The organism is Pseudomonas citronellolis, from assembly GCF_001586155.1.
GTDB lineage: Bacteria > Pseudomonadota > Gammaproteobacteria > Pseudomonadales > Pseudomonadaceae > Pseudomonas > Pseudomonas citronellolis.
Genome location: NZ_CP014158.1, coordinates 237,794 through 261,202, shown reverse-complemented (window position 1 = coordinate 261,202; position 23,409 = coordinate 237,794). Strand labels below are relative to the sequence as shown.

Sequence of the window (23,409 nt, the reverse complement as noted above, 5' to 3'; positions counted from 1 at the left end):
CGAAGGTGCCATCCATGCGGCACGCCTGAATGGAGAAAGGCCATGAAGCCGTCGCTTGCACTCGAACAAAAGCGCCAGGTCGTCCGCGACCTGGCACGCCGCTATGGCACGCTCAACCCACGCGTATTCGGTTCGGTCCTGCAGGGCACCGACCAGGATGGCAGCGATCTTGACCTGTTGGTAGACGTGGCGCCCGGTACCACGCTATTCGATCTCGGCGGCCTGCAGGACGAACTGCAGGAAGTGCTGGGCGTAAGGGTCGACCTGCTGACACCCGGCGATATCCCAGTGAAATTTCGCGCCCAGTTGCTGAGCGAAGCCAGGCCGGTATGACGATCAACCGCCTGGAGGATTATCTGGAGCATATCCGCCAGGCGGCCAACGACGCCTGCACCTTCGTCGAAGGCATGGACAAAACGGCGTTCCTCGCCGACAAGCGTACCCAACAGGCGGTCATCATGAGCCTGGTGATCATCGGCGAAGCCGCCGCCAAGATCATGGACAACCATCCCGATTTCGTCGCCACCCAGTCCCAGGTGCCCTGGCGCAACATGAGGGGCATGCGCAACCGCCTGGCCCACGGTTATTTCGACATCGACCTCGGCCTGACCTGGGAAACCGTACGCAGCGCACTGCCCGCCCTGCTACAAACACTTCCTCACCTAGACGAAGAAACCTGACGCGCCGCTCCTCAGATCGCCTTCGCCTCGAAACGTACCCGCGGGTGGGCGATGCGGTCCTGGGCGCGCACCAGTTCCAGTTCGTAGCTGCCGCAGTGCTGGGTCTCCAGCAGCACTTCGTGCACCGCCGCGGCGGTGAATTCGAAGGCCGTGCAGGGCGCCTCGCCCAGCAGCAGGCGGGCCAGGAACAGGCCGGAGGTCAGATCGCCGACGCCCACCGGCTGGCGCGGGAAGGCCAGCAGCGGGCGGCGCAAGTGCCAGCTGCCCTCGGCGCTGACCAGCAGCATCTCGAAGGCGTCCGACGGCTTGCCCGGGTAGTTCAGGTGCTTCACCAGCACCGCCTTCGGGCCGCGCGCCAGCAGGCTGCGCGCCATCTCCACGCAATCCTCCAGGGACTGCGGGCTGCGCTGGCAGAAGCTGTCCAGCTCCAGCTGGTTGGGGCACAGGTAGTCGGCCACCGCGGCGGCTTCCTGGAGTAGGAACTCGCCGACTTCCGGGGCCACTATGCAGCCCTTGTCCGGGTGGCCCATCACCGGGTCGCACAGGTAGATCGCCCGCGGGTTGGCCTCGCGGATGCGCGCCAGCGCCTCGAGGATCGCGCGGCCCTGGGCGGCGCTGCCCAGGTAGCCGGAAAGCACGGCGTCGCAGTTGCCCAGCTCGCCGATGGCGGCGATGCCCTCCACCAGCGCCGGAATCTGCTCCGGCGGCAGCACCTGGCCGGTCCAGTGGCCATACTGGGTATGGTTGGAGAACTGCACGGTGTTCAGCGGCCAGACGTTCACCCCGACGCGGCGCATCGGGAACACGGCGGCGCTGTTGCCGGCATGGCCGAAGACGACGTGGGACTGGATGGCGAGGACGTGGGGAGTGCGCGACGACATGACGAATTCCTGCAACTGGATGTGTCAGTATGGGGCGCAAATCACCACCTGGGAACCGGCGGCTCTCGCCGCGTTCCTACAGACTCGGTAAGCTGGAGCGCCTCTTCCCGAGCGGAGCCTTGAAGTGACCTTGGGCAACCTTTTCGTATTCCTCCTGCTGGCCACGGCCGCCGCCTGGTGGTGGCGCGCCCACGGCATCCGCGAGCGCGCCCTGCAGCTGGCGCGCCAGCATTGCGCGCGGCAGGGGGTGGAGCTGCTCGACGAGAACGTCGCCCTGCGCCGCCTGCGCCTGCGCCGCGGCGCCAACGGCATGCTCTGCCTGGCCCGGGAATACGGCTTCGAGTTCACCGCCAGCGGCCAGGACCGCTACAACGGCAGCATCACCATGCTCGGCCAGCGCCCCGGCCCGATCGAGCTGGAGCCCTTCCGCTTCCACCCCGAGCCCCACGAGGTGCACGCGGTGGTGGAAATCGCCCAGGCCCTGCCGGCGCCCACGGCCGAGCCACAGGCGCCACGGCACAAGGCCGAGGTGGTGCGATTGGACGAGTGGCGGCGCAACCACGCCGACAAGAAGGTCGGCGACTAGCTACTCGTGCCCGAGCAGGAAGCGCGCCACCCGCTCGGCGCTGTCCTGGGGGTATTCCTGCATGAAGCAATGCCCGCCGGCGACGCTCTGCCCGCCGACGTGGGTGTTCTGCGCGCACCAGCGGGCCACCGCCTTGGGCACGAAGGGGTAGGTCCGTTCGCCGAACAGCACCAGGGTCGGCGTGCTCACCTTCGCCAGCGACGGCCACAGGCGCTTGGGGAAGGAGCTGAAGATTTCCGCCTCGCGGCTCGGCCGGCATTTCAGCTCGACGCCGCCGTCCACCGCCTTGATGGCGTTCTCCACGTAGGCCCATAGCGCCTCGTCGGTCCAGCCCTTGAAGATGCCGCGGCCGTGCAGGCCGGCATAGGCGGCGGCGCGGTCCGGCCACTGGCTGCGCCGCGCCCTGGCCTTCTGCGCCATGGCCCTGCGCTCGTGCAGGCCGAGCACCTCGGACAGCGCCATCACGCCGATCATCGCCGGGGTGAACAGCACCGGGTCGAGCAGCGCCGCGCGTTCGAACAGCTGCGGATGGCGCGCCAGGATCAGGCTGCTGAGCACGCCGCCGAAGCTGTGCCCGCAGGCGTAGCGCGGCACTTCGCCGTAGCCCCCGCGGCCGGCCTCGAAGGCCTCCACGGCCATCTCGGCGTTGCGGTTCCAGCCATGGAAGCGCCCGCCGTGGTCGCTGTCGCCGTGGCCCTGGACGTCGCACAGCCAGAGGTCGAAGTCCCGCGCCAGGTGCTTGAGCATCGGCTCGTAGGCCCGCCCGCAGAAACCATTGCCATGCAGGAAGTGCAGCAACGGCTTGCCGCTGGGTTCGCTGCGCCAGCCGCGCAGGGTGAAGCCGGCGGAGCAGGAATGGGACCAGGCGATCAACTGCATCGGACGTTCTCCTCGAGGGTCGCGCAGTGTAGCGACCCGCGGCCGCGCCGGACCAGTGCCCGGACATGCTATGGTCGCGCTCCGCCCACCCGCACCGAGCGCCATGAGCCCGACCCGTCCCCTGCGCCTGATCCTCGCCAGCCTGCTGGTGCTGGCCGGCCTGCTGCTGTCGGTGTACTGGGCCGGGGAAAAGGCGCGGCACCGCTCGCTGCTCGCCGAGGCCGAGGCCGCCCACGAGCAGCTGGGGCTGTACGTCAGCTCGCTGCGCACCCTGCTGGAACGCTACCGCAGCCTGCCGGCGGTGCTGGCCCTGGACCCGGAGCTGCGCCAGGCCCTGGCCGGCCCGGTCGCCGGCGGGCTGCAGCAGGCGCTGAACCTCAAGCTGGAGCGGATCAACGCCGCGGCGCGCTCCTCCACCCTGGAACTGCTCGACCGCGACGGCCTGGCGGTGGCTGCCAGCAACTGGCGCCTGCCGACCAGCTACGTCGGCCACAACTACGCCTTCCGCCCCTACTTCCGCCAGACCATCGCCCAGGGCACCGGGCGCTTCTACGCGGTGGGCGTGACCACCGGCATCCCCGGCTACTTCCTGGCCAACGCGGTGCGCGACGAGGCCGGGCGCTTCCTCGGCGCCATCGTGGTCAAGCTGGAATTCCCCGACCTGGAACAGCAGTGGAGCCAGACCCCCGACCTGGTGCTGGTCAGCGACACCAAGGGCATCGTCTTCCTCGCCAACCACCCCGGCTGGCGCTACCGCGAATTGCAGCCGCTGGACACCTTCGCCCGCCTGGAACTGGCGCAGACCCGCCAGTACGACCGCCAGCCGCTGAGCCCGTTACAGCACCGCACCCTGCAGCCGCTGGGCGAGGACAGCCGCCTGGTGCGCGTCGGCGCCAAGGACGACGAAACCGACTACCTCTGGCAGTCCCTGAGCCTGCCCGACGACGACTGGACCCTGCACCTGCTGCGCGACGCCCGCGGCGTGCAGAGCGACGTCGCCACCGCGCGCCTGGCCGCCGCCGGGGCCTGGCTGGCATTGGTGTTCCTAGCCCTGCTGCTGCAACAGCGCTGGCGCATCGCCCGCCTGCGCCAGCGCAGCCGCGAGGAACTGGAGCAACTGGTGGAACAGCGCACCGCCGCCCTGAAAACCGCCCAGGACGGCCTGGTGCAAGCCGCCAAGCTGGCCGCCCTGGGGCAGATGTCGGCGGCCCTGGCCCACGAGATCAACCAGCCGCTGACCGCCCAGCGCATGCACCTGGCCAGCGTGCGCCTGCTGCTGGACGCCGGGCGCAGCGACGAGGCGCGCGCCGCCCTGGCGCGCCTGGACGAGTTGCTGGAGCGCATGGCCGCGCTGACCGGCCACCTGAAGACCTTCGCCCGCAAGACCCCCGGCGGCCTGCGCGAACGCATCGAACTGGGCCACGTGCTGGACCAGGCCCTGCAGTTGCTGACGCCGCGCATCCGCGCCGAACAGGTGGAGGTCAGCCAGGTGCTCAGCGTGCCGGCCTGGGTGCTGGGCGACGCCATCCGCCTGGAACAGGTGCTGGTCAACCTGCTGCGCAACGCCCTGGACGCGGTGGCCGGCGTCGAGCGCCCGCACATCGGGGTGGCACTGCGTCGCGAGGACCCGTACTGGATTCTGGAAGTCGCCGACAACGGCTCGGGCATCGCCGCCGAACACCTGGGCAACGTCTTCGATCCCTTCTTCACCACCAAGCCGGTGGGCGAGGGACTCGGCCTGGGACTGGCGGTATCCTACGGCATCGTCCACGAACTCGGCGGCCGCCTGGAGGCCGCCAACCGTCCCGAAGGCGGCGCGCTGTTCCGCCTGGTGCTGCCCGCCGCGAGCGAAGAGACATGACCGAACACGTGATTTTCGTCGATGACGAAGCCGCCATCCGCGAAGCGGTGCAGCAGTGGCTGCAGCTGTCCGGCTTCACGGTGCGCCTGTGCAAGAGCGCCGAGGAGTGCCTGAAGAACCTGGAGCGCGGTTTCGCCGGCGTGGTGATCAGCGACGTGCGCATGCCCGGCACGGACGGCCTGGCCCTGCTCGAACGCCTGCAGCAGCTGGACCGCGACCTGCCGGTGATCATGGTCACCGGCCACGGCGACGTGCCCATGGCGGTGCAGGCCATGCGCGACGGCGCCTACGACTTCATCGAGAAGCCCTTCACCCCCGAGCGCCTGCTGGACAGCCTGCGCCGCGCCCTGGAAAAGCGCCGCCTGGTGCTGGAGAACCGCCAGCTGCGCGAACAGGCCACGCTCAAGGACCAGGTGGAGTCGCGCCTGCTCGGCGTGTCGAAGCCGATGGAAGCCCTGCGCCGCCAGGTGCTGGCCCTGGCCGGCACGCCGGTGAACGTGCTGATCCGCGGCGAGACCGGCGCCGGCAAGGAGCTGGTCGCCCGCTGCCTGCACGACTTCGGCCCGCGCGCGGACAAGCCCTTCGTCGCGCTGAACTGCGCGGCCATCCCCGAGCAGTTGTTCGAAAGCGAGCTGTTCGGCCACGAGAGCGGCGCCTTCACCGGCGCCCAGGGCAAGCGCATCGGCAAGCTGGAGCACGCCAACGGCGGCAGCCTGTTCCTCGACGAGATCGAGAGCATGCCGCTGGCCCAGCAGGTCAAGCTGCTGCGCGTGCTGCAGGAGCAGCAGTTGGAGCGCCTGGGCTCGAACCAGAGCATCCGCGTCGACCTGCGGGTGATCGCCGCGACCAAGCCGGACCTGCTGGAAGAAGCCCGCGCCGGGCGCTTCCGCGAAGACCTGGTGTACCGCCTGAACGTCGCCGAACTGCGCCTGCCGCCGCTGCGCGAAAGGCGCGAGGACATCCCGCTGCTGTTCGAACACTTCGCCCAGTTGGCCAGCGAGAAGCTCGGCCGCGAGGCGCCGCCGCTGTCCACCGCCGAACTGGCCCGGCTGCTGGCCCACGACTGGCCGGGCAACGTGCGCGAACTGGCCAACGCCGCCGAGCGCCACGTGCTCGGCCTGGACCGCGCCGCGCAACTGGAAGCGCCGGCCGGCAGCGGCCTGTTCGAACGCATGGAAGCCTACGAGGCCGAATGCATCCGCCAGGCCCTGAGCCAGTGCAAGGGCGACATCAAGGCGGTGATGGAACTGCTCGGCCTGCCGCGCCGCACCCTCAACGAGAAGATGCAGCGGCATGGGTTGAGCCGGGGGGATTATCTCGGAGAAGGCTGAGTCGCCTCCTCCAGGCGCTTGGCCAGGTACCCGCGCGAGATGCTCCCTGCCCCCCACCAGAGCAGCAGCAATGCGACGGCGGCTCCGAACAGAGCCAGCAGCGGCCAGCCCAGGCTTGCGCGGGGAGTGGCGAACAGGTTCGGCGTCATGCGTGGCATCCATGTCCAGACAGAAGGGATTCTGTCCTGCGCAACGGCACTTCGCCAATATCGCCTCGAGCGGCCGGCGCTTTTCCACAGGCAAAAAAACGGCCGCTGAGTGCAGCGGCCGGAAAGAAGACGTCGATTGGAGCAATCGGATATCGGCGTCGGGAAGCAGGGCCAGTCGGCGTTGGAGGAACCGGCTGGCGTGAGGGGCGGAAGTTCGCAGTCACCGCCCCTCGGTGACACATCAGGCTGATCGTGTCGGGCCTGCCGGGAGAGCCCGGCAGATAAAGACAAGTCTATTGACCTATCTATTTCCGATAAAGCGCGAAGACGGCGAAAGACTTTTTCATAAAATGAAAAGATCACCGCCCCCGCCAGGATAAAAAAACGCCGCATTTCGTATGCGGCGCAAGGCATTGGGAATACCGGCTCACGCTCCGGGCTTCCCGGGGGAAAGTAACGCCGATCAGGAATCGGCGTTGGACTGGGCAGCGGCCTTGCCGGCGGTACGCTCGGCATCGGAGGCCTGCTGGGCAGCGGCGATGGCGGCCTCGTTGGCTTTCACCATCTTGTCGGTCATCAGTCGGGATTCTTCGGCGAAGCTCAGTTGCACGAAGGACAGCGAGCAAACGGACAGCAGGGCAGCAACAACAAGTTTACGGGACATGATTTTCGAACCTTTGATTGGCCCCGCTCAGTGGGGGCGATGCAAAGGTTACGACTCGGCGACAGGCGGAAAAATAGCTGGCTCACCAACAGACCATTGCCTGAAAAGCAACAATCCGTTTTCAGGCCCAGTGCGCGGGGTCGTTCATCACCTGCTCGTCGGCGTCGAAGGCCTTGGGCAGTTCTTCCTTGAGGAACTCCACCCAGGTGCGGATCTTCGCGTCGAGGAAGCGCCGCGACGGGTAGAGCGCGAAGATCTGCCGCACGTGCAGGCTGCGCTCGGGCAACACGCGCACCAGCTCGCCCTGGCGCAGCGCCGGCGCAGCCACGTAGCTGGGCAGCAGGCAGATGCCCATGCCGGCGCGGGCGGCCCCGGCCAGGGCCTCGGCGACGTTGACCATGAAGGTGTCGCGCGGGCGGATCACGCTCGCCTCGTTGTCTTCCTCGAAGGCCCAGCCTTCCGGGAAGGTCGGGTCCTGCAGGCGCAGGCAGCGGTGCTCGCGCAGGTCCTCGATGGCGCGCGGGGTGCCGCGCTCGGCCAGGTAGCCGGGGCTGGCGCAGAGCACGCTGTAGATGCTGCCGAGGGTCTGGGCGACGTACTCGGAATCGGGCAGTTCGCGGTCGCGGGTGATGACCACGTCCTGGCCTTCTTCGAGGATGTCCGGCTGGCGCTGGGCCAGGGTCAGCTCGATGTAGACCTCCGGGTGCTGCTGGCAGTAGCGCGAGATCAGCGGGATGAGATGCTGCTGGCCGAGCCCGGTCAACGAGTGCACGCGCAGCCGGCCGCGCGGGCGCAGGTGCGCGCCGTTGGCCTCGGCCTCGGCTTCCTCGACGTCGAGGAGGATTTCCCGGCAACGCTGCAGGTAGCGTTCGCCGGTCTCGGTCAGGGCCAGGCGCCGCGTGGTGCGGTGCAGCAGGCGCGCCTGCAGGTAGGCCTCCAGGTCCGAGACCACGCGGGAGACCTGGGCGGTCGACAGGCCCAGGGCATTGGCGGCGGCGGTGAAGCTGCCGGCATCGACCACGCGGGCGAAGACCCGCATCGCATGTAAAGTGTCCACTGTTGCCCCGTCTGCAAAACTGAATCGCAGTATAGGGTCATTTTCCCGCGACAGTTGCCGGGTATAGTGGCAACCAGGTCGCTGCAGCAGCGATGGGTCCATCAGGCCCATCGTCTGGCACCCGGCACACCAGCCGCTTGCCAACACTCCCCCGCGCATACCCCGCTGCAGCGGCTGCCCTTTTCCTCCAAAGGCGCATGTCTTGATTGATGTGCGCCTTTTTTCGTTTGCAGGCGGCGCCGAGGTGCTTTCGTAGGATGGGTTGAGCTTGCGAAACCCATGCGGTCGCGGTGATGGGTATCGCTTCGCTCAACACCATCCTACGACGGTGCGCCACGGCATCGAGGCGTGCCAGTCAGCGCGGCAGCGGGTAGAGGCGTTCGTCGAACTGCGCCAGGCGCGGGAATTCCAGCGGTTGGTCGCCCTCCAGGTGCTGCAGGCGGTCCTGGTACTGGCGCAGGAAGTCCTGGCGCGCGTCGTTGCCGATGTAGGGCACGTGCCAGGCGACGAAGGGCGGCAGCACCGTCATGCCGGTGTAGGCCAGGGTGCCGCGCAGGATCGGCCGCAGCATGTCTTCCAGCGGGCCGTGGATGGCGCCTTCGCCGAACATGTGCTCGCGCCCGCCGAGGGTGACGGTGACCAGCGCCTTCTTGCCGGCCAGGCCGCCCTGGTCGTAGAAGCGCTTGCCGCCGTAGCAGATACCCGAGACCAGCACGCGGTCGAACCAGCCCTTGAGGATGGCCGGGGCGGAGAACCAGTAGATCGGGAAGTTGAAGATCACCAGGTCCGCCCAGAGCAGCTTGTCCAGCTCGGCCTGGATGTCGGCGGCGATGGTCTGGTGCTTGGCGCCTTCGCGCTGCTCCAGGGCGTAGACCAGGTAGTCCGGGTTGGCGCGCGCGCCGAAGTCGGCGGCGCTGGCTACCGGGTTCCAGTTCATCGCGTAGAGGTCGGAGACCTGCACTTCGTGGCCCTGGCCCTTGAGGGTTTCCTCGGCCAGCTTGTACAGCGCGGTGCTGAAGGACTGGGGTTCGTTGTGAGCGTGGATGATCAGTACGTTCATGTGGATTCCTGGCTAGAAAAGCGCTACTTGGCGGATTGGCGTACTGGCTCAGCACCCTCTCCCCAGCCCTCGGCTGCGCGCCCCGCCCTGAAGGGAGAGGGGGCGTTCGTGTTCATCCTGCAGCGCCCTCTCCCGCCGGTAGCACCGAAGCGCTTTTGCCCCCTCTCCCGCTTGCGGGAGAGGGCTGGGGAGAGGGTGCTCTTCAGGCGTTCAGAGTTGAATGACCTTGTGTTCGACGAACTCCGCCAGACCTTCCTCGCCCCACTCGCGGCCGATGGTCTGTTCCGTGGCCGGGTTCTGCACCTCGGCCAGGCCCTGCCCTTGCGGCGCTACCCAGGCGCCGTCGATGTACAGCCGCAGGCGGTCATGCATAGCGCTTCTCCTTGAGCAGTTCGGCGGCGCACAGGGCGATGCGCCGGCAGGCTTCGCGCAGCGGCTCGGCGCCGAGCACCAGGCCCAGGCGGATGTGCCCGGCGGCGCTGGGGCCGAAGGCTTCGCCGGCCAGCACCGAGACGCCGTGGCGGTCCAGCAGCAGGTCGGCGAAGTCCTGGGCGGAGAGGCCGGTGGGGCGGATGTCGACCATTACGAACATGCCGCCGTCCGGGCGCAGGGCGCGCAGGCCGACGCAATCGGCGAGGCAGTCGAGCACCAGGTCGTGGCGCTGGCGGTAGGCCTCGCGCATGGCTTCCAGCTCCGGCAGCTGGGCTTCCAGCGCGGTGCAGGCGGCGTCCTGGACGAAGTCCGGCGAGCCGTAGAGCATGCACAGCGCGAGGTTTTCCAGATGGCCGCAGAGGTCCTGCGGGCCGACCACCCAGCCCACCCGCCAGCCGGTCATGGCGTGGGACTTGGACAGGCTGTTGAGGGTCGCGGTGCGCTCGGCCATGCCCGGCAGGCTGGCCGGGCTGACGTGCTCGCCGTCGAATATCAGTTCGCTGTAGACCTCGTCGGAAATCATCCACAGGTCGTGTTCGATGCACAGCTCGGCCAGTGCCTCCCAGGTCGCCCGCGGCAGGCTGGCGCCGGAGGGGTTGTGCGGGCTGTTGATGGCGATGGCGCGGGTGCGCGGGGTGACCAGCCTGGCCACGTCCTCGGCCTGCACGCGGAAGCCGTGCTCGGAACGCACCGGCACCGGCACGACCTTTGCCCCGCAGGCGCCGAACACCGCTTCGTAGGTGACGTACATGGGCTCGGCGACTATCACCTCGTCGCCCGGGTTCAGCAGGCACTGCGCCACGGCGTAGAGCGCGCACTGCGCGCCGGCCAGCACCACCACGTCGTTCGCGTCCACCGCCTGGCCGCTGCGCTGCGTGTGGCGGCGGGCGATGGCCTCGCGCAGGTTGCGCTTGCCGCGCACGTCGGAGTAGTGGGTGTTGCCGGCCAGCAGGCTGTCGATGGCCGACTGCACGATGGGCGCCGGGGTGTCGAAATCGGGGTCGCCCACCGACAGCAGCAGGATGTCGTCGCCCTGCTCCAGGCGCGCCAGGGCGCGGTAGTGGATGTCCCAGGCGGCGGCGCCGGGGCCTGCGATGCGTTGGGTGAGGTTCGAGAAGCGCATGACGGGGAGTCCTTCAATGCGCCGGGGCCTGCGCCCCGGCGGGTGCAACGGGGCCTACTTCGCGCAGGCGTGTTTCAGTTCGACCAGGGTCACGCCGGGGTGGGCGAAGCCTTCACGCAGGTCGCGCTCCAGCTCGTCCAGGCTCTGCGGCTGGCGCATCTCGCAGCCGTAGGCGCGGCCGAGCAGGGCGAAGTCCGGGTTGCGCGGCAGCACGCCGACCGGCTCGATATCCAGGCCGAGCATGTCGTCGCGGATCTGCCCGAGCGCGTCGTTGTTCCACAGCAGCACCACCAGCGGGCTGTCCAGCTCCTCGGTGGCGGTGGCCAGTTCCTGCGCGGTGTAGAGGAAGCCGCCGTCGCCCACCAGCACCAGGCCGGGGCGCTCCGGCGCGCCGAACTTGGCGCCGATGCCGGCGGGCACGCCGTAGCCGAGGGTGCCGTAGCCGGTGGGGTGCAGCCAGCCGCGCGGCGCCTGGCTGGGGTACAGGTAGTTGGCGGTGTAGGCCAGCTGGGTCATGTCGCTGGCGATGAAGGCGTTGGCCGGCAGCGCCTTGGCGATGCGTTCGAGGATCGCCTTGTGGATAAGCTGCAGCGGCGCGTGGCTGGCATCCAGTTGCTGGCGCAGCTGGGCGACGCGGTCGATGGCGCTGCCGGCGTCACGCTTGGCGGCCGGCAGCGCGGCGAGCAGCGCTTCGGCGGTGGCTTTCGAATCGCCCAACAGGGCTACGGCGCTGGGGTAGAAGTCGTTGAACTTGTGCGAATCGATATCCACGCGGATCAGCTCGCCGTTCAGCGGCAGGCGCTCGCGCCAGTAGTCGGTGTCGGCCATCTCGGTGCCGATGGCCAGCACCACGTCGGCCTCGGCGATCATGTCCCAGCCGGCCTGGGTGCACAGGGTGGCGCCGGCGGCCAGCGGCGTCTCCGGGGCCAGCAGGCCCTTGCCGGCGACGCTGGTGAACAGCGGCGCGGCCAGGCGTTCGCTGAGCGCTGCCAGGGCCTGCGCGGCATGCAGCGCGCCGCCGCCGGCGATGATCATCGGGCGCTTGGCCGCGGCGAGTTTATCCACAGCCTGGCGCAGCGCGTCGGCGGCGGGCTGGCCACGGCCGGCGCGGCGCACCACTTCATTCGTCCAGTCGCGGGCGATGGGCGCGGCGAGCACGTCCAGCGGCACCGAGATGTGCACCGGGCGCGGGCGCTCGCTGTCGAACACGGCGTAGGCGCGGGCGATCAGCTCGGGCAGGTCTTCCGGGGTCAAGGCGACCGCCGAGAAGGCGGTGATCGGCGCGGTCATGGCGCGCTGGTCCTGGGTCTCGTGCAGGCAGCCCCAGCCCTTGCCCAGGCTGGCGGTGTGGTTGACGCTGGAGATCACCAGCATCGGGATGGAGTCGGCGTAGGCCTGGCCGATGGCGGTGGCGGCGTTGGTGACGCCCGGGCCGGTGATGATGAAGGCCACGCCGGGCTTGCCGCTGACGCGCGCGTAGCCGTCGGCCATGAAGCCGGCGCCCTGCTCGTGGCGCGTCAGCACATGGCGGATGCCGCTGCCGGGCAGGCCGCGGTACAGCTCCAGGGTGTGCACGCCGGGGATGCCGAACACGGTGTCGACGCCGTAGTTGGCCAGCAGGCGGACCAGGGCCTGGCCGCCGGTGAGGGTCTTCTGTTGTTGCATGGGCAAATCCTCGTCTGTCCGGCGACGTGTGTGATCGCCGTTCGCGCCGTAGCGCTCTTGCCCCCTCTCCCGCTTGCGGGAGAGGGCTGGGGAGAGGGGCTCTTGTCGTCGGCGCGTCGGCCCACCACCCTATCCCCCAGCCCCTCTCCCTGAAGGGAGAGGGGAGCGTTCGTGTTCCCCTTCAGGTCCTCAGGCGTCGGCCAGCCGTATGAGCGCATCCACTGCCACGGCGCCTTCGGCGTTGACCAGCAGCGGGTTGACGTCCAGTTCCAGCAGGCCGTCGGCATGCTCGCAGGCGTAGTCGGCGACCGCGCGGATGGCGTCCACCAGCTTGTCCATGTCCACCGCCGGGCGGCCGCGGAAGCCGCTGAGCAGCGGCGCGCTGCGCAGGCCCAGGAGGGCGTCGCGGATGGCCGCGTCGGTGGTCGGCAGCAGCAGGCTGCGGCTGTCCTTGAGCAGCTCGACGAGGATGCCGCCGGCGCCCAGCACCAGGGCCAGGCCGAAGCCGACCTCGCGCTTGATGCCGACGATCAGCTCGGCCAGCGGCGGGCTGGCCATGCGTTCCAGCAGCACTTGCTCAAACTTCAGCAGCGGAGCGTGCTTCGCCAGGCTCTCGCGCATATCGAACAGCGCCGCTTCCAGGGCCGCTTCGTTGCGTAGGTTGAGCGCCACGCCGCCGGCTTCGGTCTTGTGCGGCAGCTCGGCGCTGACCGCCTTGAGCACCAGCGGATAGCCCAGGTCGGCAGCGGCCTCGCGGGCCTGGCCGGGGGTGCTGAGCACGGCGGCCGGCAGCGACAGGCCGAAGGGTTTCAGCGCCTGCTTGGACTGCCACTCGTCGAGCAGCCGGCCCTGGCCGTCGATGGCCTGCGGGCACAGCGGCACCAGCGCCGCCTCGCCGCGCGCCAGCAGCGCGTCGCGGCGCTGGCGGTAGTGGGCGATGCGGCCCCAGGCGGCGAGGCCGTCTTCCACACCCTGCAACGCCGCCACACCGTGGCCGTGCAGCAGTTCGCGGGCGTGGGCCGGCAGCAGTTCGGGCAGCGCCGAGGCGATGAAGCCGACCTTGTCGTGGCGCTTCAGCGCCGCGCAGTACAGCTCCAGCAGCAGGTCGCACTGCGGGCGTTCGCCGGTTTCCTCGCCGGGGTAGTCGAGCACCAGCAGGGCCGCGTCGGCCGGCGTGCGCAGGGCGCTGTCGAGCATCTTCTCCAGCGCCGGGCCGTCGCCCCAGATGGCGGTGGTGAAGTCCAGCGGGTTGGCGATGTTGGCGTAGTCCGGCAGCACCTGGGCCAGTTCGGCGCGCTGCGCGTCGACCAGCCTGGGCAACGGCAGGCCGTTGCGTTCGGCGTAGTCGGCGATCAGCCCGGCGTCGCCGCCGGAGCAGGCCAGCGCGGCCAGGCTCGGGCCGGCCGGCAGGTTGCCGCAGGCGGCGGCCTTGAGGGTTTCGATGAAGCTCACCGGGCCGCTCACGCGGATCACCCCGAGGCGGTCGAAGAGCGCGTCGTACAGCGCGTCGGAGCCGGCCAGCGAGCTGGTGTGGCTGAGCGCCAGTTCCGCGCCTATCTGCGATACGCCAGTCTTCAGCGCGATCACCGGGATGCCTTTCTGCAGCGCCTTGTAGGCGGCGCGGACGAAGCCGGGGACGTTCTTCAGGCCTTCCAGGTGCAGGCCGATGGCGGTGACGCGCGGCTCGTCGAGCAGCACGTCCATCAGCTCGGCCACGCCCAGCTGCGCCTGGTTGCCCACCGAGGCCATGTAGGCGATCGGCAGCGAGCGGTCGCTCATCGACAGGTTGTAGGCGAAGTTGCCGCTCTGCGTCAGCACCGCCACGCCCCTCTCGACGATGTGCCCGCCGTGGGCCACCGGCCACAGCGCGGCGCCGTGCAGGTAGTCGAGCAGGCCGTAGCAGTTGGGGCCGAGCAGGGCCATGTCGCCGGCCACATCGAGCAGGCGCTGTTGCAGGGCCTGGCCTTCGGCGCCGGTTTCGGCGAAGCCGGAGGCGTAGCAGATGGCGCCGCCGGCGCCCTTGGCGGCCAACTCGGCGACCGCATTCAGGGTCAGGTCGCGGTTGGTGGCGACGAACACCGCGTCGGGGCCTTCGGGCAGCTCGGCGACGCTGCGCACGCAAGGCACGCCTTCCAGCTCGTCGTATTGCGGGTTGACCAGCCACAGCGGCCCGGCGAAGCCGCCCTCGGCGCAGCGCTTGAGCGCGCGGGCCATGCTGCGGCCGCCGATGAAGGCCAGGTGACGGGGCGCCAGCAGGCGCTTGAGGTTCTCTGTGTTCATATCAGGTCTCGGTGCAAGGCTCGTTGCCCTCTCCCCCAGCCCCTCTCCCGCAAGCGGGAGAGGGGAGCGAGGATCAGCGCAGCAGCGGCCGCAGCAGTTCGCGGGAGATGATGTGGCGCTGGATTTCCGAGGTGCCTTCCCAGATGCGCTCGATGCGCGCGTTGCGCCAGATGCGTTCCGCCGGGCCTTCGTCCATCAGGCCCATGCCGCCGAATATCTGCACGGTCTCGTCGGCGACCTTGCCGAGCACTTCGCTGGCGAACAGCTTGGCCATGCCGGCCTCGCCGTCGGTCATCGTGCCCTGGTCCATCTTCCACGCGGTGTGCAGGGTCATCAGCTCGGCGGCGCGAATCTGCGTGGCCATGTCGGCCAGCTTGAAGGAAATGCCCTGGTAGCTGCCGATGACCTGGCCGAACTGCTTGCGGTCGGCCGACCATTGCAGGGCCAGGTCCATGGCGCGCTGGGCCTGACCGACGCAGTTGGCGGCGACCATCACACGGCCGGCGGTGAGCCAGGCGTTGGCCACTTCCCAGCCCTTGTCGACTTCGCCGAGGACCTTGGAGGCCGGCACGCGGCAGTCGTCGAAGAAGATTTCGTAGGTGTGGTAGCCCTTGTTGCTGACGCATTTCGGGCCGCGGCGCACGGTCATGCCGGCGGTGCCCTTGTCGACCAGGAAGGCGGTCACGGCGTTGCGCTTCTTGCCGTTACGCTCGTAGCTGTCGGTGACGGCGAAGACGATGGCGAAGTCGGCGTGGCCGGCGTGGCTGATGAAGTGCTTGGCGCCGTTGATGACGAAGTCGTCGCCGTCGCGCACGGCGCGGGTCTTGATCGAGTTGGCGTCGGAGCCGGCGCCCGGCTCGGTGAGGGCGAAGCAGTCGATCTTCTCGCCGTTCACGCAGGGCAGCAGGTAGTCCTGCACCTGCTGGCCCTTGCAGGCCATGAGGATTTTCGAGGGCCGCGCGACGAATACGTGCAGCGCCCAGGAGACCTTGGACAGCTCGCGCTCGACCAGCGCCTGGGACAGGTAGTCGAGGCCGCCGCCGCCGACTTCCTCGGGCATGTTGAAGGCATAGAAGCCGGCGGCCAGCGCCTTGCCGCGAATCTGCGCGGCGAGCTCCGGCGACACCGCGTCGGCGCGGTCGACTTCTTCCTCGTGGGGCAGCAGCTCTTTCTCGACGAAGGCCTTGACCGCCTCGACGAGCATTTCCTGTTCCTGGGTCAGTTTGAAATCCATGGGGAATACCTCGCCGTTCAACGGCCTTGGAATTTGGGAGGACGTTTCTCGGCCACGGCGCGCAGGGCTTCGGCGGCGTCCTCGCTGCGGCCGCAGAGCAGCCCGGCGGCCTGCTCGGCCTCCAGTTGCTGGGCCAGCGTGCGGTTGGCGCCGTCGCGGATCAGGCGCTTGGTCTGGGCGAAGGCGAAGGTCGGGCCGGCGGCCAGGCGCGCGGCGAATTCGCCGACCTGGGCCTGCAGTTGGTCATCGGCGACCACTTCGCCGACCAGCCCGGCGTTCAGCGCGCGCTCGGCGTTCCACAGTTCGTCGAGGAACAGCAGGCGCTTGGCCGCTTCGCTGCCGATCAGCCGCGGCAGGTGCCAGCTGGCGCCGGCGTCTGGGCAGTAGGCCATGCCGGTGTAGCCGGCCTTGAAGCGCGCCGAGGCGCCGGCGATGCGGAAGTCGCAGCACAGGGTGAGGTCCATGCCGGCGCCGACGGCGGTGCCGTTGACCGCGGCGATGGTCGGCTTGTCCAGGCCGTGCAGGCGGGTCATCAGGGCGTGGGCGGTTTCGGTCCAGCCGTAGGTCTCCAGCTCGCCGCGGGCTTCCGCCTCGGCCCATTCGGCGAGGTCGGCGCCGGCGCAGAAGCTGCGGCCCTCGCCGGTCAGCACGATGACGCGCACGGCCGGGTCGACGGCGTAGGCGTCGAGCAGCGCGTGCAGATTCTTCAGCGTGGGAACGTCCAGCGCGTTGCGCTGTTCGGGGCGGTTCAGGGTAATCCAGGCGATGCCGTCCTGGACCCGGCTGAGCGGGGATGCGTGAGTCATGCTGGCCTCGTTGTTGTTGTCGCATGAGGGCGGTGTTGGCCACAATACTAAACAAGTGTTCAACAAGACGGCAATGCACCCGTTCGGGGGGCTTGTAACGCCCCGCCGGACGGCGGGAAGGCCGCGTGGTGCGGGGGCTGCGGGGATTCGGAAGGGTTTTTCCCGGGACCTTGTTACAACTTCGCACAAACGGCCCTGCGGGCCTTCGCGGACGAAGTCTCCTACGGTTCCAGGAAGCACGGCTTTTCGTAGGATGGGTTGAGCTTGCGAAACCCATGCGGTTGCGGTGATGGGTATCGCTTCGCTCAACGCCATCCTACGAAAGGCCGAAAAGCGAAAAGCCCCGCGGGGCGGGGCTTCGTGGGTTCAGCCGATGCTCGGCACCGCCTCGCCGACCACCTGCGGGCGCTTGCGCTTGAGCACGTAGTAGGCCAGGTAGCAGGCGGCGATGAAGCCGAAGCCCCAGTACAGCGACGGGCGCTGGGTCGGGTCCATGGCCAGGAACACGAACAGCGAGCAGCAGATGGCGATGCAGGCCAGGGGGATCAGCGGGAACAGCGGCGCGGCGTATTTCAGGTCGGCCACGCTGCCGCCCTTGGCCATGTGTTCGCGGCGGAAGCGGTACTGGGCGTAGGCGATGACGATCCAGGTCACGGTGCCGGCCATCCCGCTCACCGCCATCAGCACCATGAACAGGGTGTCGGCGGCGACCACGCTGGTCAGCAGCGAGAGCAGGGCGAAGGCCAGGCTGATCAGCAGCGCGTACAGCGGCACGCCGCGGGAACTGAGTTTGGACAGGCCCTTGGGCGCCATGCCGGTCTTGGACATGGCCCAGAGGATGCGCGTAGAGGCGTACAGGCCGGAGTTGCCCACCGAGAGGATGGCGGTGAGGATCACGAAGTTCATCAGGTCCGCCGCGTAGGGGATGCCGACCATGTCGAACACCTGCACGAACGGGCTTTCCACCAGCCCGGCCTGCTGCCAGGGGACGATGGCGGCCAGCACGACGATCGCCAGCACGTAGAAGATCAGCACGCGGAACACCACGTTGCGCACGGCGCGGGGGATGCTCTTCTCCGGCTGGTCGGTCTCGCCGGCGGCCACGCCCATGATCTCGCAGCCCTGGAAGGCGTAGACCACCGTCATCATCACCGCGAACACTGCCGACAGGCCATTGGGGAACAGGCTGTCGCCGACCAGGTTGTTGAGCATCGGGGCGGGCGCGCCGTCGTTGAGGTGGATGCCGCCGAAGATCACCAGCACGCCGACGATGATGAAGGCGAGGATGGCCGCCACCTTGATCCCGGCGAACCAGTATTCGGCCTCGCCGAAGGCGCGGGTGGCCAGGGCGTTGAGGGAGAACAGCACGACCACGAAGAAGCCCGACCAGAGCCAGATCGGCACCTCTGGGAACCAGCGCGTCATCAGCATGCCGGCGGCGGTGAACTCCAGGCCGACGGTGGAGGCCCAGCTCATCCAGTACACCCAGCCGATCATGAACCCGGTGGCCGGGCCGATGAAGCGCGTGGCGTGGGCCTGGAAGGAGCCGGAGACAGGCATCTGCACCGACAGCTCGCCCAGGCAGACCATCACCAGGTACATCAGCAGCCCGGCCACCAGGTAGGCCAGCACGGCGCCGGCCGGGCCGCCCTGGTTGATGGTGACGCCGGCGCCCATGAACAGCCCGGTGCCGATCACCCCGCCGAGGGACAGCATGAAGATGTGGCGGCTCTTGAGCGCGCGGGTGAGCTGGATCTTCGAATCAGACATGGCGCACCTCCGGCAAACGGCGGGCGCGGCGAAGCGGAACTCTACGTTGGATCATTGTTGTTATCTCCAATCAGTCAGAGGCCGTGGCTCGGGGCACGGATACCGCCGGATTATTCGAAGGGGATGTAAGGTCGCGTTGAACGGCGGGATCGAAGATGTAAAAAGCTGTAAGGAATTTGTAGCGGGCTAGTCCCCACGCCCTCGGGATAACGTCCGGCTAACTCCGAAACATCCAAGCCTGCCGAACGGCCCCCTCGCCCTTCAGGGCGGGGCGCGCAGCCGAGGGCTGGGGAGAGGGAACGGAGTCAGCCGAACGCACGGAGTTCATCTGGGAGCCCGCAACCCTCTCCCTAACCCTCTCCCTGAAGGGAGAGGGGACTGTCCGTGCCTGCGGGAAATGTGTGCCTCCCGGTAAGCCATGCGGCTATGCATGCTTTTCGTAGGAGCGAGCTTGCTCGCGAACCGCATGGCACCGCAGCCGCCGGGAAATCCGTTCGCGAGCAAAGGAATTTGTAGCGAGGGCTTTCCGGACGCACCGGCTGACGCCGAAACGTCCGAGCATGCCGTGCGGCCCCCTCTCCCTTCAGGGAGAGGGCTGGGGAGAGGGAACGGAGTCAGCCGAACGCACGGAGTTCATCTGGGAGCCCGCAACCCTCTCCCTAACCCTCTCCCTGAAGGGAGAGGGGACTGTCCGTGCCAGCGGGGAATGCGTGCCTCCCTGCTGGGTCTGCGCATTCTGTGCTTTTCGTAGGAGCGAGCTTGCTCGCGAACCGCATGGCACCGCAGCCGCCGGGAAATTCGTTCGCGAGCAAAGGAATTTGTAGCGGGGGCTTTTCGGACGCATCGGCTGACGCCGAAACGTCCGAGCATGCCATGCGGCCCCCTCTCCCTTCAGGGAGAGGGCTGGGGAGAGGGGACGGAGTTGGCCGAACGCACGGAGTTCACCGGCAAGCCCGCAACCCTCTCCCTAACCCTCTCCCTGAAGGGAGAGGGGACTGTCCGTGCCTGCGGGAAATGCGTGCCTCCCGGTAAGCCATGCGGCTATGCATGCCTTTCGTAGGAGCGAGCTTGCTCGCGAACCGCATGACGCCGCAGCCGCCGGGGAGTCCGTTCGCGAGCAAGCTCGCTCCTACAGGAGGTGCGCCCTGGCGGCGCCGAGTTGCGTGTCGAGTCTTTCGCTCCAGGCTTGCAGCGGTTCGCCGGCCAGGGCCGCTTCTTCCAGGCCGTGCAGGCATTCGCCGAGCCCGCGCAGGCCCATCGAGTGGCAACTGCCCGCCAGGCGGTGGGCCAGGCCGGCGGCCTCGCTGGCGTCGTCGGCGCGGATGGCTTCGTGGAGCAGCGGCAGCTGTTGCGCCAGCAGGTCGCGCAGCACACCGAGCAGTTCCTTCACCCGATGCTCGCCCAGCAGTTCACGGTGGGTCGCCAGCACCTGCTCGTCGATCACCCCATTCGCTGGCCGCTCCAGCATGGGCGGATGCAGGTTGGCCAGCGCACGACGCAGGTCGTCGACGCGCAACGGCTTGGCCAGCACGCCTTGCATGCCGGCTTCGAAGTAGGTGCGCACCAGCGCCGGCTGCACGCTGGCGGTGAAGGCCAGGATCGGCGTTTCCCGGTTGCGCCCGCCCTCCTGGCCGCGGATCGCCCGGCACAGTTCGATGCCACCCAGGCCAGGCAGGTGCATGTCCAGCAGGATCAGGTCGAAGGCCTGCTCGCGACAGGCGACCAGCGCCGGTTCGGCATCCTCGGCCAGGCACACGGCATGGCCGTCACGCTCCAGCAGGCCCTGGGCCACTTCGCGATTGAGCGGCACGTCCTCCACCAGCAGCACGCTCAGGGCACGTTCGCCGCGCGGGGCCGTCTGCGGCTCCACCACGGGAGCCAGCGCGGCTTGCAGCTCGACCTCGAACCAGAAGGTGCTGCCCTGCCCTTCCCGACTGCGCACGCCGATGCGCCCGCCCATGGCTTCCACCAGGCGCTTGCTGATGGCCAGGCCCAGGCCGCTGCCGCCGTAGCGGCGGGTGACTTCCTCGCTGGCCTGGGTGAAGCGTTCGAAGATGCGCGCCTGCACCGCCTCGGGAATGCCGATGCCATCGTCGACCACCGCGAAGCGCAGGCGCTGGCCTTCGCCCTGCTGCGCCAGCAGTTCCACCTCCACACGCACTTCGCCGCCCTCGGTGAACTTCACCGCGTTGGCCACCAGGTTGCTCAGCACCTGGCGGAGGAACTGCTCGGCGCCGCGGCAACGGCGGCGCACGTCGTCGTCCAGGTGCAGCGACAGGAGCGTGGCATTGGCCGCCGCGCGGGGTTCCAGCAGCGTCAGCACCTCGTCGAGCAGCTCGCCGAGGTCGAAGTCCACCGGCTCCGGCAGGCTGGCGCCGTCCTCCAGCTTGGCGAAGTGCAGCACTTCGTTGAGCACTGCCAGCAGGCCTTCGCCGGCCTTGTGCAGGGCGTGCAGGCGCTTGCGTTCCAGCTCGCCCAGGGGCGCGTCGCGCAGCAGTTCGGCCATGCCGAGGATGCCGTTCAGCGGGGTGCGGATTTCGTGGCTCATGGTGGCCAGGAAGCGGCTCTTCGCCTCGTTGGCCGCCTCGGCCTCGTCCTTGGCCCGGCGCAGGCTGGCGGTGCGCCGCTCGACCTGGCGCTGCAGTTCGTCGCGCTCTTCGCGCAGGGCCTGGCGCATGTCGTCGAGGGAATGGGCCACGGTGTCGAGTTCGTCGGCCTCGGTGCGGATGCGCTTGTCCAGGCGCAGCGGCTGCTGCAGGTCGCCGCCGGCCATGCGCCCGGCGAACTCGGCCATGCGCTCCAGGTGGCGCGTCACCAGCTTGTGGAACAGCCAGCTCAGGGCCACCGCCAGGCCGCAGAGGAACAGGCCCATCCACAGCAGGTTGCTCAGCCCGCCGTGCCACAGGCGGCGATACACGGCGCCCTGGTCGATGGCCACGGCCAGCTCGCCGAGGGCGCGCAGCTCGCCGTCCGGCGGCTGGTAGCTGAGCGGGAAGTGTTCGACGCGCAGCGGGCCGGGGGCCTGGATGTCGCCCTGGATCAGGTTGAAGTCGGCGCTGGCGAGGCTCGCCCAGGCGATGTCGGGGAAGTCCACCAGGCCGTGCAGCTGCACGTTGAGCTGGGCCTGGTTGAGGTCCCACAGGCTGCGCTCGAAGCTGGCCAGGTAGCCGCTGCGGATCAGCTCCAGACGGGTTTCGATGTCGCGCATCTCGCGGCGGTATTCCAGGTACAGCTGCAGGGCGCCGGCCAGCAGGGTGAAGCACAGGCTGAAGCCCAGCACCCGCAGCAGCAGGCGCCGCGCCAGCGGGCCGGGGGCGCGCAGGGCCTTCATGGTTGCGCCCCGGGGGCGAGCATGGCGCGGTAGTCGCGCTCGCTCTCATCCAGCCAGCGCGCCAGGCTGCCGTCGGCCTGCAGGCGTTGCAGGGCCTTGTCGATCTCGCCCAGGCGCGCCTGCAACGGCGAATGCCGCGACACCGCCAGGCGCAGGTAGTCCACGGTGATCGGTTGCGGCGCGTCCACTATGTCTGCGCCGCCGGGCAGGCGCTCGACCAGCAGCCGCCCGGTGCGCCGTTCGTAGGGGATGAAGTCGATGCGCTGGCGGATCAGCTTGCCGAAGTTCTGCGTGCTGTCGGAGACGTACTCGATATTGTCGTGGCTGGCGACGAAGCGGTCGAACGCGGCGCCGTAGCTCTCGCCGAAGAGCAGGCCGCCGCGGTAGCGGGAAAGGTCCTCCAGCGTCTGGAAGCGCACCGGCTTGCGGCGGTTGTAGAACAGCGCCACTTCCTCGCGCAGCACCGGCGCCTCGGCGAAGGCCAGGCCCTGGTCGCGCTGCGCCGTGCGGTAGGCCAGCACCACGTCGACACGCCCGGCGGCGGCGTCCAGCAGGCAGCGTTTCCAGTTGCCCAGCACCACCACCTGCACGTCGTAGCCGAGCCCGCCGAGCACGCGCTTCACCACCTGCGGCGCCAGCCCGCGCACTTCATGGCCATCGCTCCAGGACACCGGCGGGTACACCGGATAGTCGCAGTAGCGCACGCGCTCGGCGGCCGGCGCCAGGCCGCCCCGGGCCAGAGCGAGCAGCGCCAGGGCGAGCAGGGCCAGCCAGCGCACGTTCAGGCGTCGCTGGGAGCGGCGGTGAACAGGTAGCCGGCGCCGTGGATGGTGATGATCAGCTCGGGTTCGGCCGGGTCGTCGCGCAGCTTGCGGCGCAGGCGGCCGACCAGCACGTCGATGGAGCGGTCGTTGGGCAGCCACTCGCGGTTGCGGATCTGGTCCATCAGTTGGTCGCGGCTGAGGGTGTGGCCGCTGTTGCGCAGGAACACGCTGAGCAGCTGGAACTCGCCGTGGGTGAGCAGGGTTTCGCCGCCGTCGCGGTCGACCAGGCGCCGGCGGTCCGGGTCCAGGCGCCACTGGGCGAAGCGCTTGAGCGGCTGGCGCGCCGGCGTCGCCGCGGCCGGGGCGCGGGCGTGGCGCACGCGGCGGATCAGGTTCTTCGCCCGCGACACCAGCTCGCGCGGGTTCGGCGGCTTGATCACGTAGTCGTCGGCGCCGCATTCCAGGCCGACGATGCGGTCGATGTCGTCGTTGCGCCCGGTGATCAGGATGATGCCCACCTCCGAGCGCACGCGAAGTTCGCGGGTGAGGGTCAGGCCGTCCTTGCCGGGCAGGCGGATGTCCAGCAGCACCAGGTCGAACGGCGGGCCGCCCTGCTCGGCTTCGGCCAGGCTGGCCTCGGCCTGTTCGGCGGTGCTGGCGCAGGCCACCTCGTAGCCCTCCCCGGCGAGGTAGGACTGGAGGAGTTCGCGGATCAGCGGATCGTCGTCGACGATCAGTACACGGGGAGCCATCGCCAATACCCTGCTGCGGCCGCCGGCGAGGTCGCGGCGGATTTCTTATTAGAGGATGGGCGCCCATGGGAAATTTCCCAGGGGCCGGCGCAGAGTAGCGATTG

General features: G+C 69.1%; 20 protein-coding genes and 1 pseudogene. 5 read left to right on the top strand and 16 right to left on the bottom strand.

Features of this window, described 5'->3' with window-relative positions; translation table 11 throughout:
- Positions 1-42: 42 nt before the first annotated feature.
- Positions 43-333: a nucleotidyltransferase family protein gene (locus PcP3B5_RS01150; protein WP_058487812.1), complete on the top strand. Its 291-nt coding sequence runs from the start codon at positions 43-45 to the stop codon at positions 331-333.
- The gene (locus PcP3B5_RS01145) at positions 330-680 is read left to right on the top strand and encodes a HepT-like ribonuclease domain-containing protein (RefSeq protein ID WP_058487813.1); all 351 of its coding nucleotides are present in this window, start codon (positions 330-332) and stop codon (positions 678-680) included. The genes PcP3B5_RS01150 and PcP3B5_RS01145 overlap by 4 nt, the downstream gene beginning before the upstream one ends.
- An 11-nt stretch (positions 681-691) precedes the next feature.
- Here the strand turns inward: PcP3B5_RS01145 and pdxY are convergent, their stop codons facing one another.
- The gene (gene pdxY / locus PcP3B5_RS01140; protein ID WP_009614845.1) at positions 692-1,561 is read right to left on the bottom strand and encodes a pyridoxal kinase PdxY; all 870 of its coding nucleotides are present in this window, start codon (positions 1,559-1,561) and stop codon (positions 692-694) included.
- Between the two features lie 124 nt (positions 1,562-1,685).
- Between pdxY and PcP3B5_RS01135 the strand changes: the two genes are divergently transcribed.
- Complete coding sequence (locus PcP3B5_RS01135; protein WP_043269833.1) at positions 1,686-2,147, top strand: DUF3301 domain-containing protein; 462 nt, start codon at positions 1,686-1,688, stop codon at positions 2,145-2,147.
- On the opposite strand, the gene PcP3B5_RS01130 is transcribed toward PcP3B5_RS01135, so the two are convergent.
- Entirely contained in the window at positions 2,148-3,026 is an 879-nt protein-coding gene (locus PcP3B5_RS01130) for an alpha/beta fold hydrolase (protein ID WP_061560358.1), read from the bottom strand.
- Between the two features lie 103 nt (positions 3,027-3,129).
- On the opposite strand from PcP3B5_RS01130, the gene PcP3B5_RS01125 reads away from it, so the two are divergent.
- Together PcP3B5_RS01125 and PcP3B5_RS01120 are read left to right on the top strand one after the other, a co-directional pair.
- Positions 3,130-4,887: a sensor histidine kinase gene (locus tag PcP3B5_RS01125; RefSeq protein WP_061560357.1), complete on the top strand. Its 1,758-nt coding sequence runs from the start codon at positions 3,130-3,132 to the stop codon at positions 4,885-4,887.
- Positions 4,884-6,218, top strand: coding sequence for a sigma-54-dependent transcriptional regulator (locus PcP3B5_RS01120; protein WP_009614830.1), 1,335 nt, complete (start codon positions 4,884-4,886; stop codon positions 6,216-6,218). The genes PcP3B5_RS01125 and PcP3B5_RS01120 overlap by 4 nt, the downstream gene beginning before the upstream one ends.
- Here PcP3B5_RS01120 and PcP3B5_RS31930 read toward each other — a convergent pair.
- The 14 genes and pseudogenes from PcP3B5_RS31930 to PcP3B5_RS01060 all read right to left on the bottom strand — a co-directional run bounded on the left by PcP3B5_RS31930 (position 6,200) and on the right by PcP3B5_RS01060 (position 23,311).
- Positions 6,200-6,367, bottom strand: coding sequence for a hypothetical protein (locus PcP3B5_RS31930; RefSeq protein WP_024128825.1), 168 nt, complete (start codon positions 6,365-6,367; stop codon positions 6,200-6,202). The two genes, PcP3B5_RS01120 and PcP3B5_RS31930, sit on opposite strands and share 19 nt — an antisense overlap.
- Positions 6,368-6,830: 463 nt before the next feature.
- A complete protein-coding gene (locus PcP3B5_RS01115) occupies positions 6,831-7,031 on the bottom strand; it encodes a hypothetical protein (protein WP_009614826.1) in 201 nt (66 codons plus the stop codon).
- Positions 7,032-7,152: 121 nt separating this feature from the next.
- A complete protein-coding gene (locus tag PcP3B5_RS01110; RefSeq protein WP_043269850.1) occupies positions 7,153-8,088 on the bottom strand; it encodes a LysR family transcriptional regulator in 936 nt (311 codons plus the stop codon).
- A 355-nt stretch (positions 8,089-8,443) separates the two neighbouring features.
- Entirely contained in the window at positions 8,444-9,148 is a 705-nt protein-coding gene (locus tag PcP3B5_RS01105) for an NAD(P)H-dependent oxidoreductase (protein ID WP_043269852.1), read from the bottom strand.
- A 210-nt stretch (positions 9,149-9,358) separates the two neighbouring features.
- On the bottom strand, positions 9,359-9,520 hold the full coding sequence (locus PcP3B5_RS31785; protein WP_160336923.1) for a hypothetical protein: 162 nt from the start codon (positions 9,518-9,520) through the stop codon (positions 9,359-9,361).
- Positions 9,513-10,703, bottom strand: coding sequence for a pyridoxal phosphate-dependent aminotransferase (locus PcP3B5_RS01100; protein ID WP_061560356.1), 1,191 nt, complete (start codon positions 10,701-10,703; stop codon positions 9,513-9,515). Before PcP3B5_RS01100 ends, PcP3B5_RS31785 begins: the two co-directional genes overlap by 8 nt.
- A gap of 54 nt (positions 10,704-10,757) precedes the next feature.
- Positions 10,758-12,432 (bottom strand): annotated as a pseudogene (locus PcP3B5_RS01095) (5-guanidino-2-oxopentanoate decarboxylase); the annotation flags it as partial.
- Positions 12,433-12,557: 125 nt separating this feature from the next.
- Positions 12,558-14,648, bottom strand: coding sequence for an acetate--CoA ligase family protein (locus PcP3B5_RS01090; RefSeq protein ID WP_061560354.1), 2,091 nt, complete (start codon positions 14,646-14,648; stop codon positions 12,558-12,560).
- 73 nt (positions 14,649-14,721) lie between these two features.
- Positions 14,722-15,882, bottom strand: coding sequence for an acyl-CoA dehydrogenase family protein (locus tag PcP3B5_RS01085; protein WP_061560353.1), 1,161 nt, complete (start codon positions 15,880-15,882; stop codon positions 14,722-14,724).
- A 17-nt stretch (positions 15,883-15,899) separates the two neighbouring features.
- Positions 15,900-16,688 carry an enoyl-CoA hydratase/isomerase family protein gene (locus tag PcP3B5_RS01080; protein ID WP_061560352.1) on the bottom strand — a complete coding sequence of 263 codons (789 nt, stop codon included), beginning with the start codon at positions 16,686-16,688 and terminating at the stop codon, positions 15,900-15,902.
- A 366-nt stretch (positions 16,689-17,054) separates the two neighbouring features.
- Positions 17,055-18,458: an amino acid permease gene (locus PcP3B5_RS01075; protein WP_061560351.1), complete on the bottom strand. Its 1,404-nt coding sequence runs from the start codon at positions 18,456-18,458 to the stop codon at positions 17,055-17,057.
- A 1,129-nt stretch (positions 18,459-19,587) separates the two neighbouring features.
- Complete coding sequence (locus PcP3B5_RS01070) at positions 19,588-21,789, bottom strand: hybrid sensor histidine kinase/response regulator (protein ID WP_061560350.1); 2,202 nt, start codon at positions 21,787-21,789, stop codon at positions 19,588-19,590.
- Complete coding sequence (locus PcP3B5_RS01065) at positions 21,786-22,574, bottom strand: substrate-binding periplasmic protein (RefSeq protein ID WP_420820176.1); 789 nt, start codon at positions 22,572-22,574, stop codon at positions 21,786-21,788. Before PcP3B5_RS01065 ends, PcP3B5_RS01070 begins: the two co-directional genes overlap by 4 nt.
- Complete coding sequence (locus PcP3B5_RS01060; RefSeq protein WP_116424583.1) at positions 22,571-23,311, bottom strand: response regulator; 741 nt, start codon at positions 23,309-23,311, stop codon at positions 22,571-22,573. The genes PcP3B5_RS01065 and PcP3B5_RS01060 overlap by 4 nt, the downstream gene beginning before the upstream one ends.
- Positions 23,312-23,409: the final 98 nt, after the last annotated feature.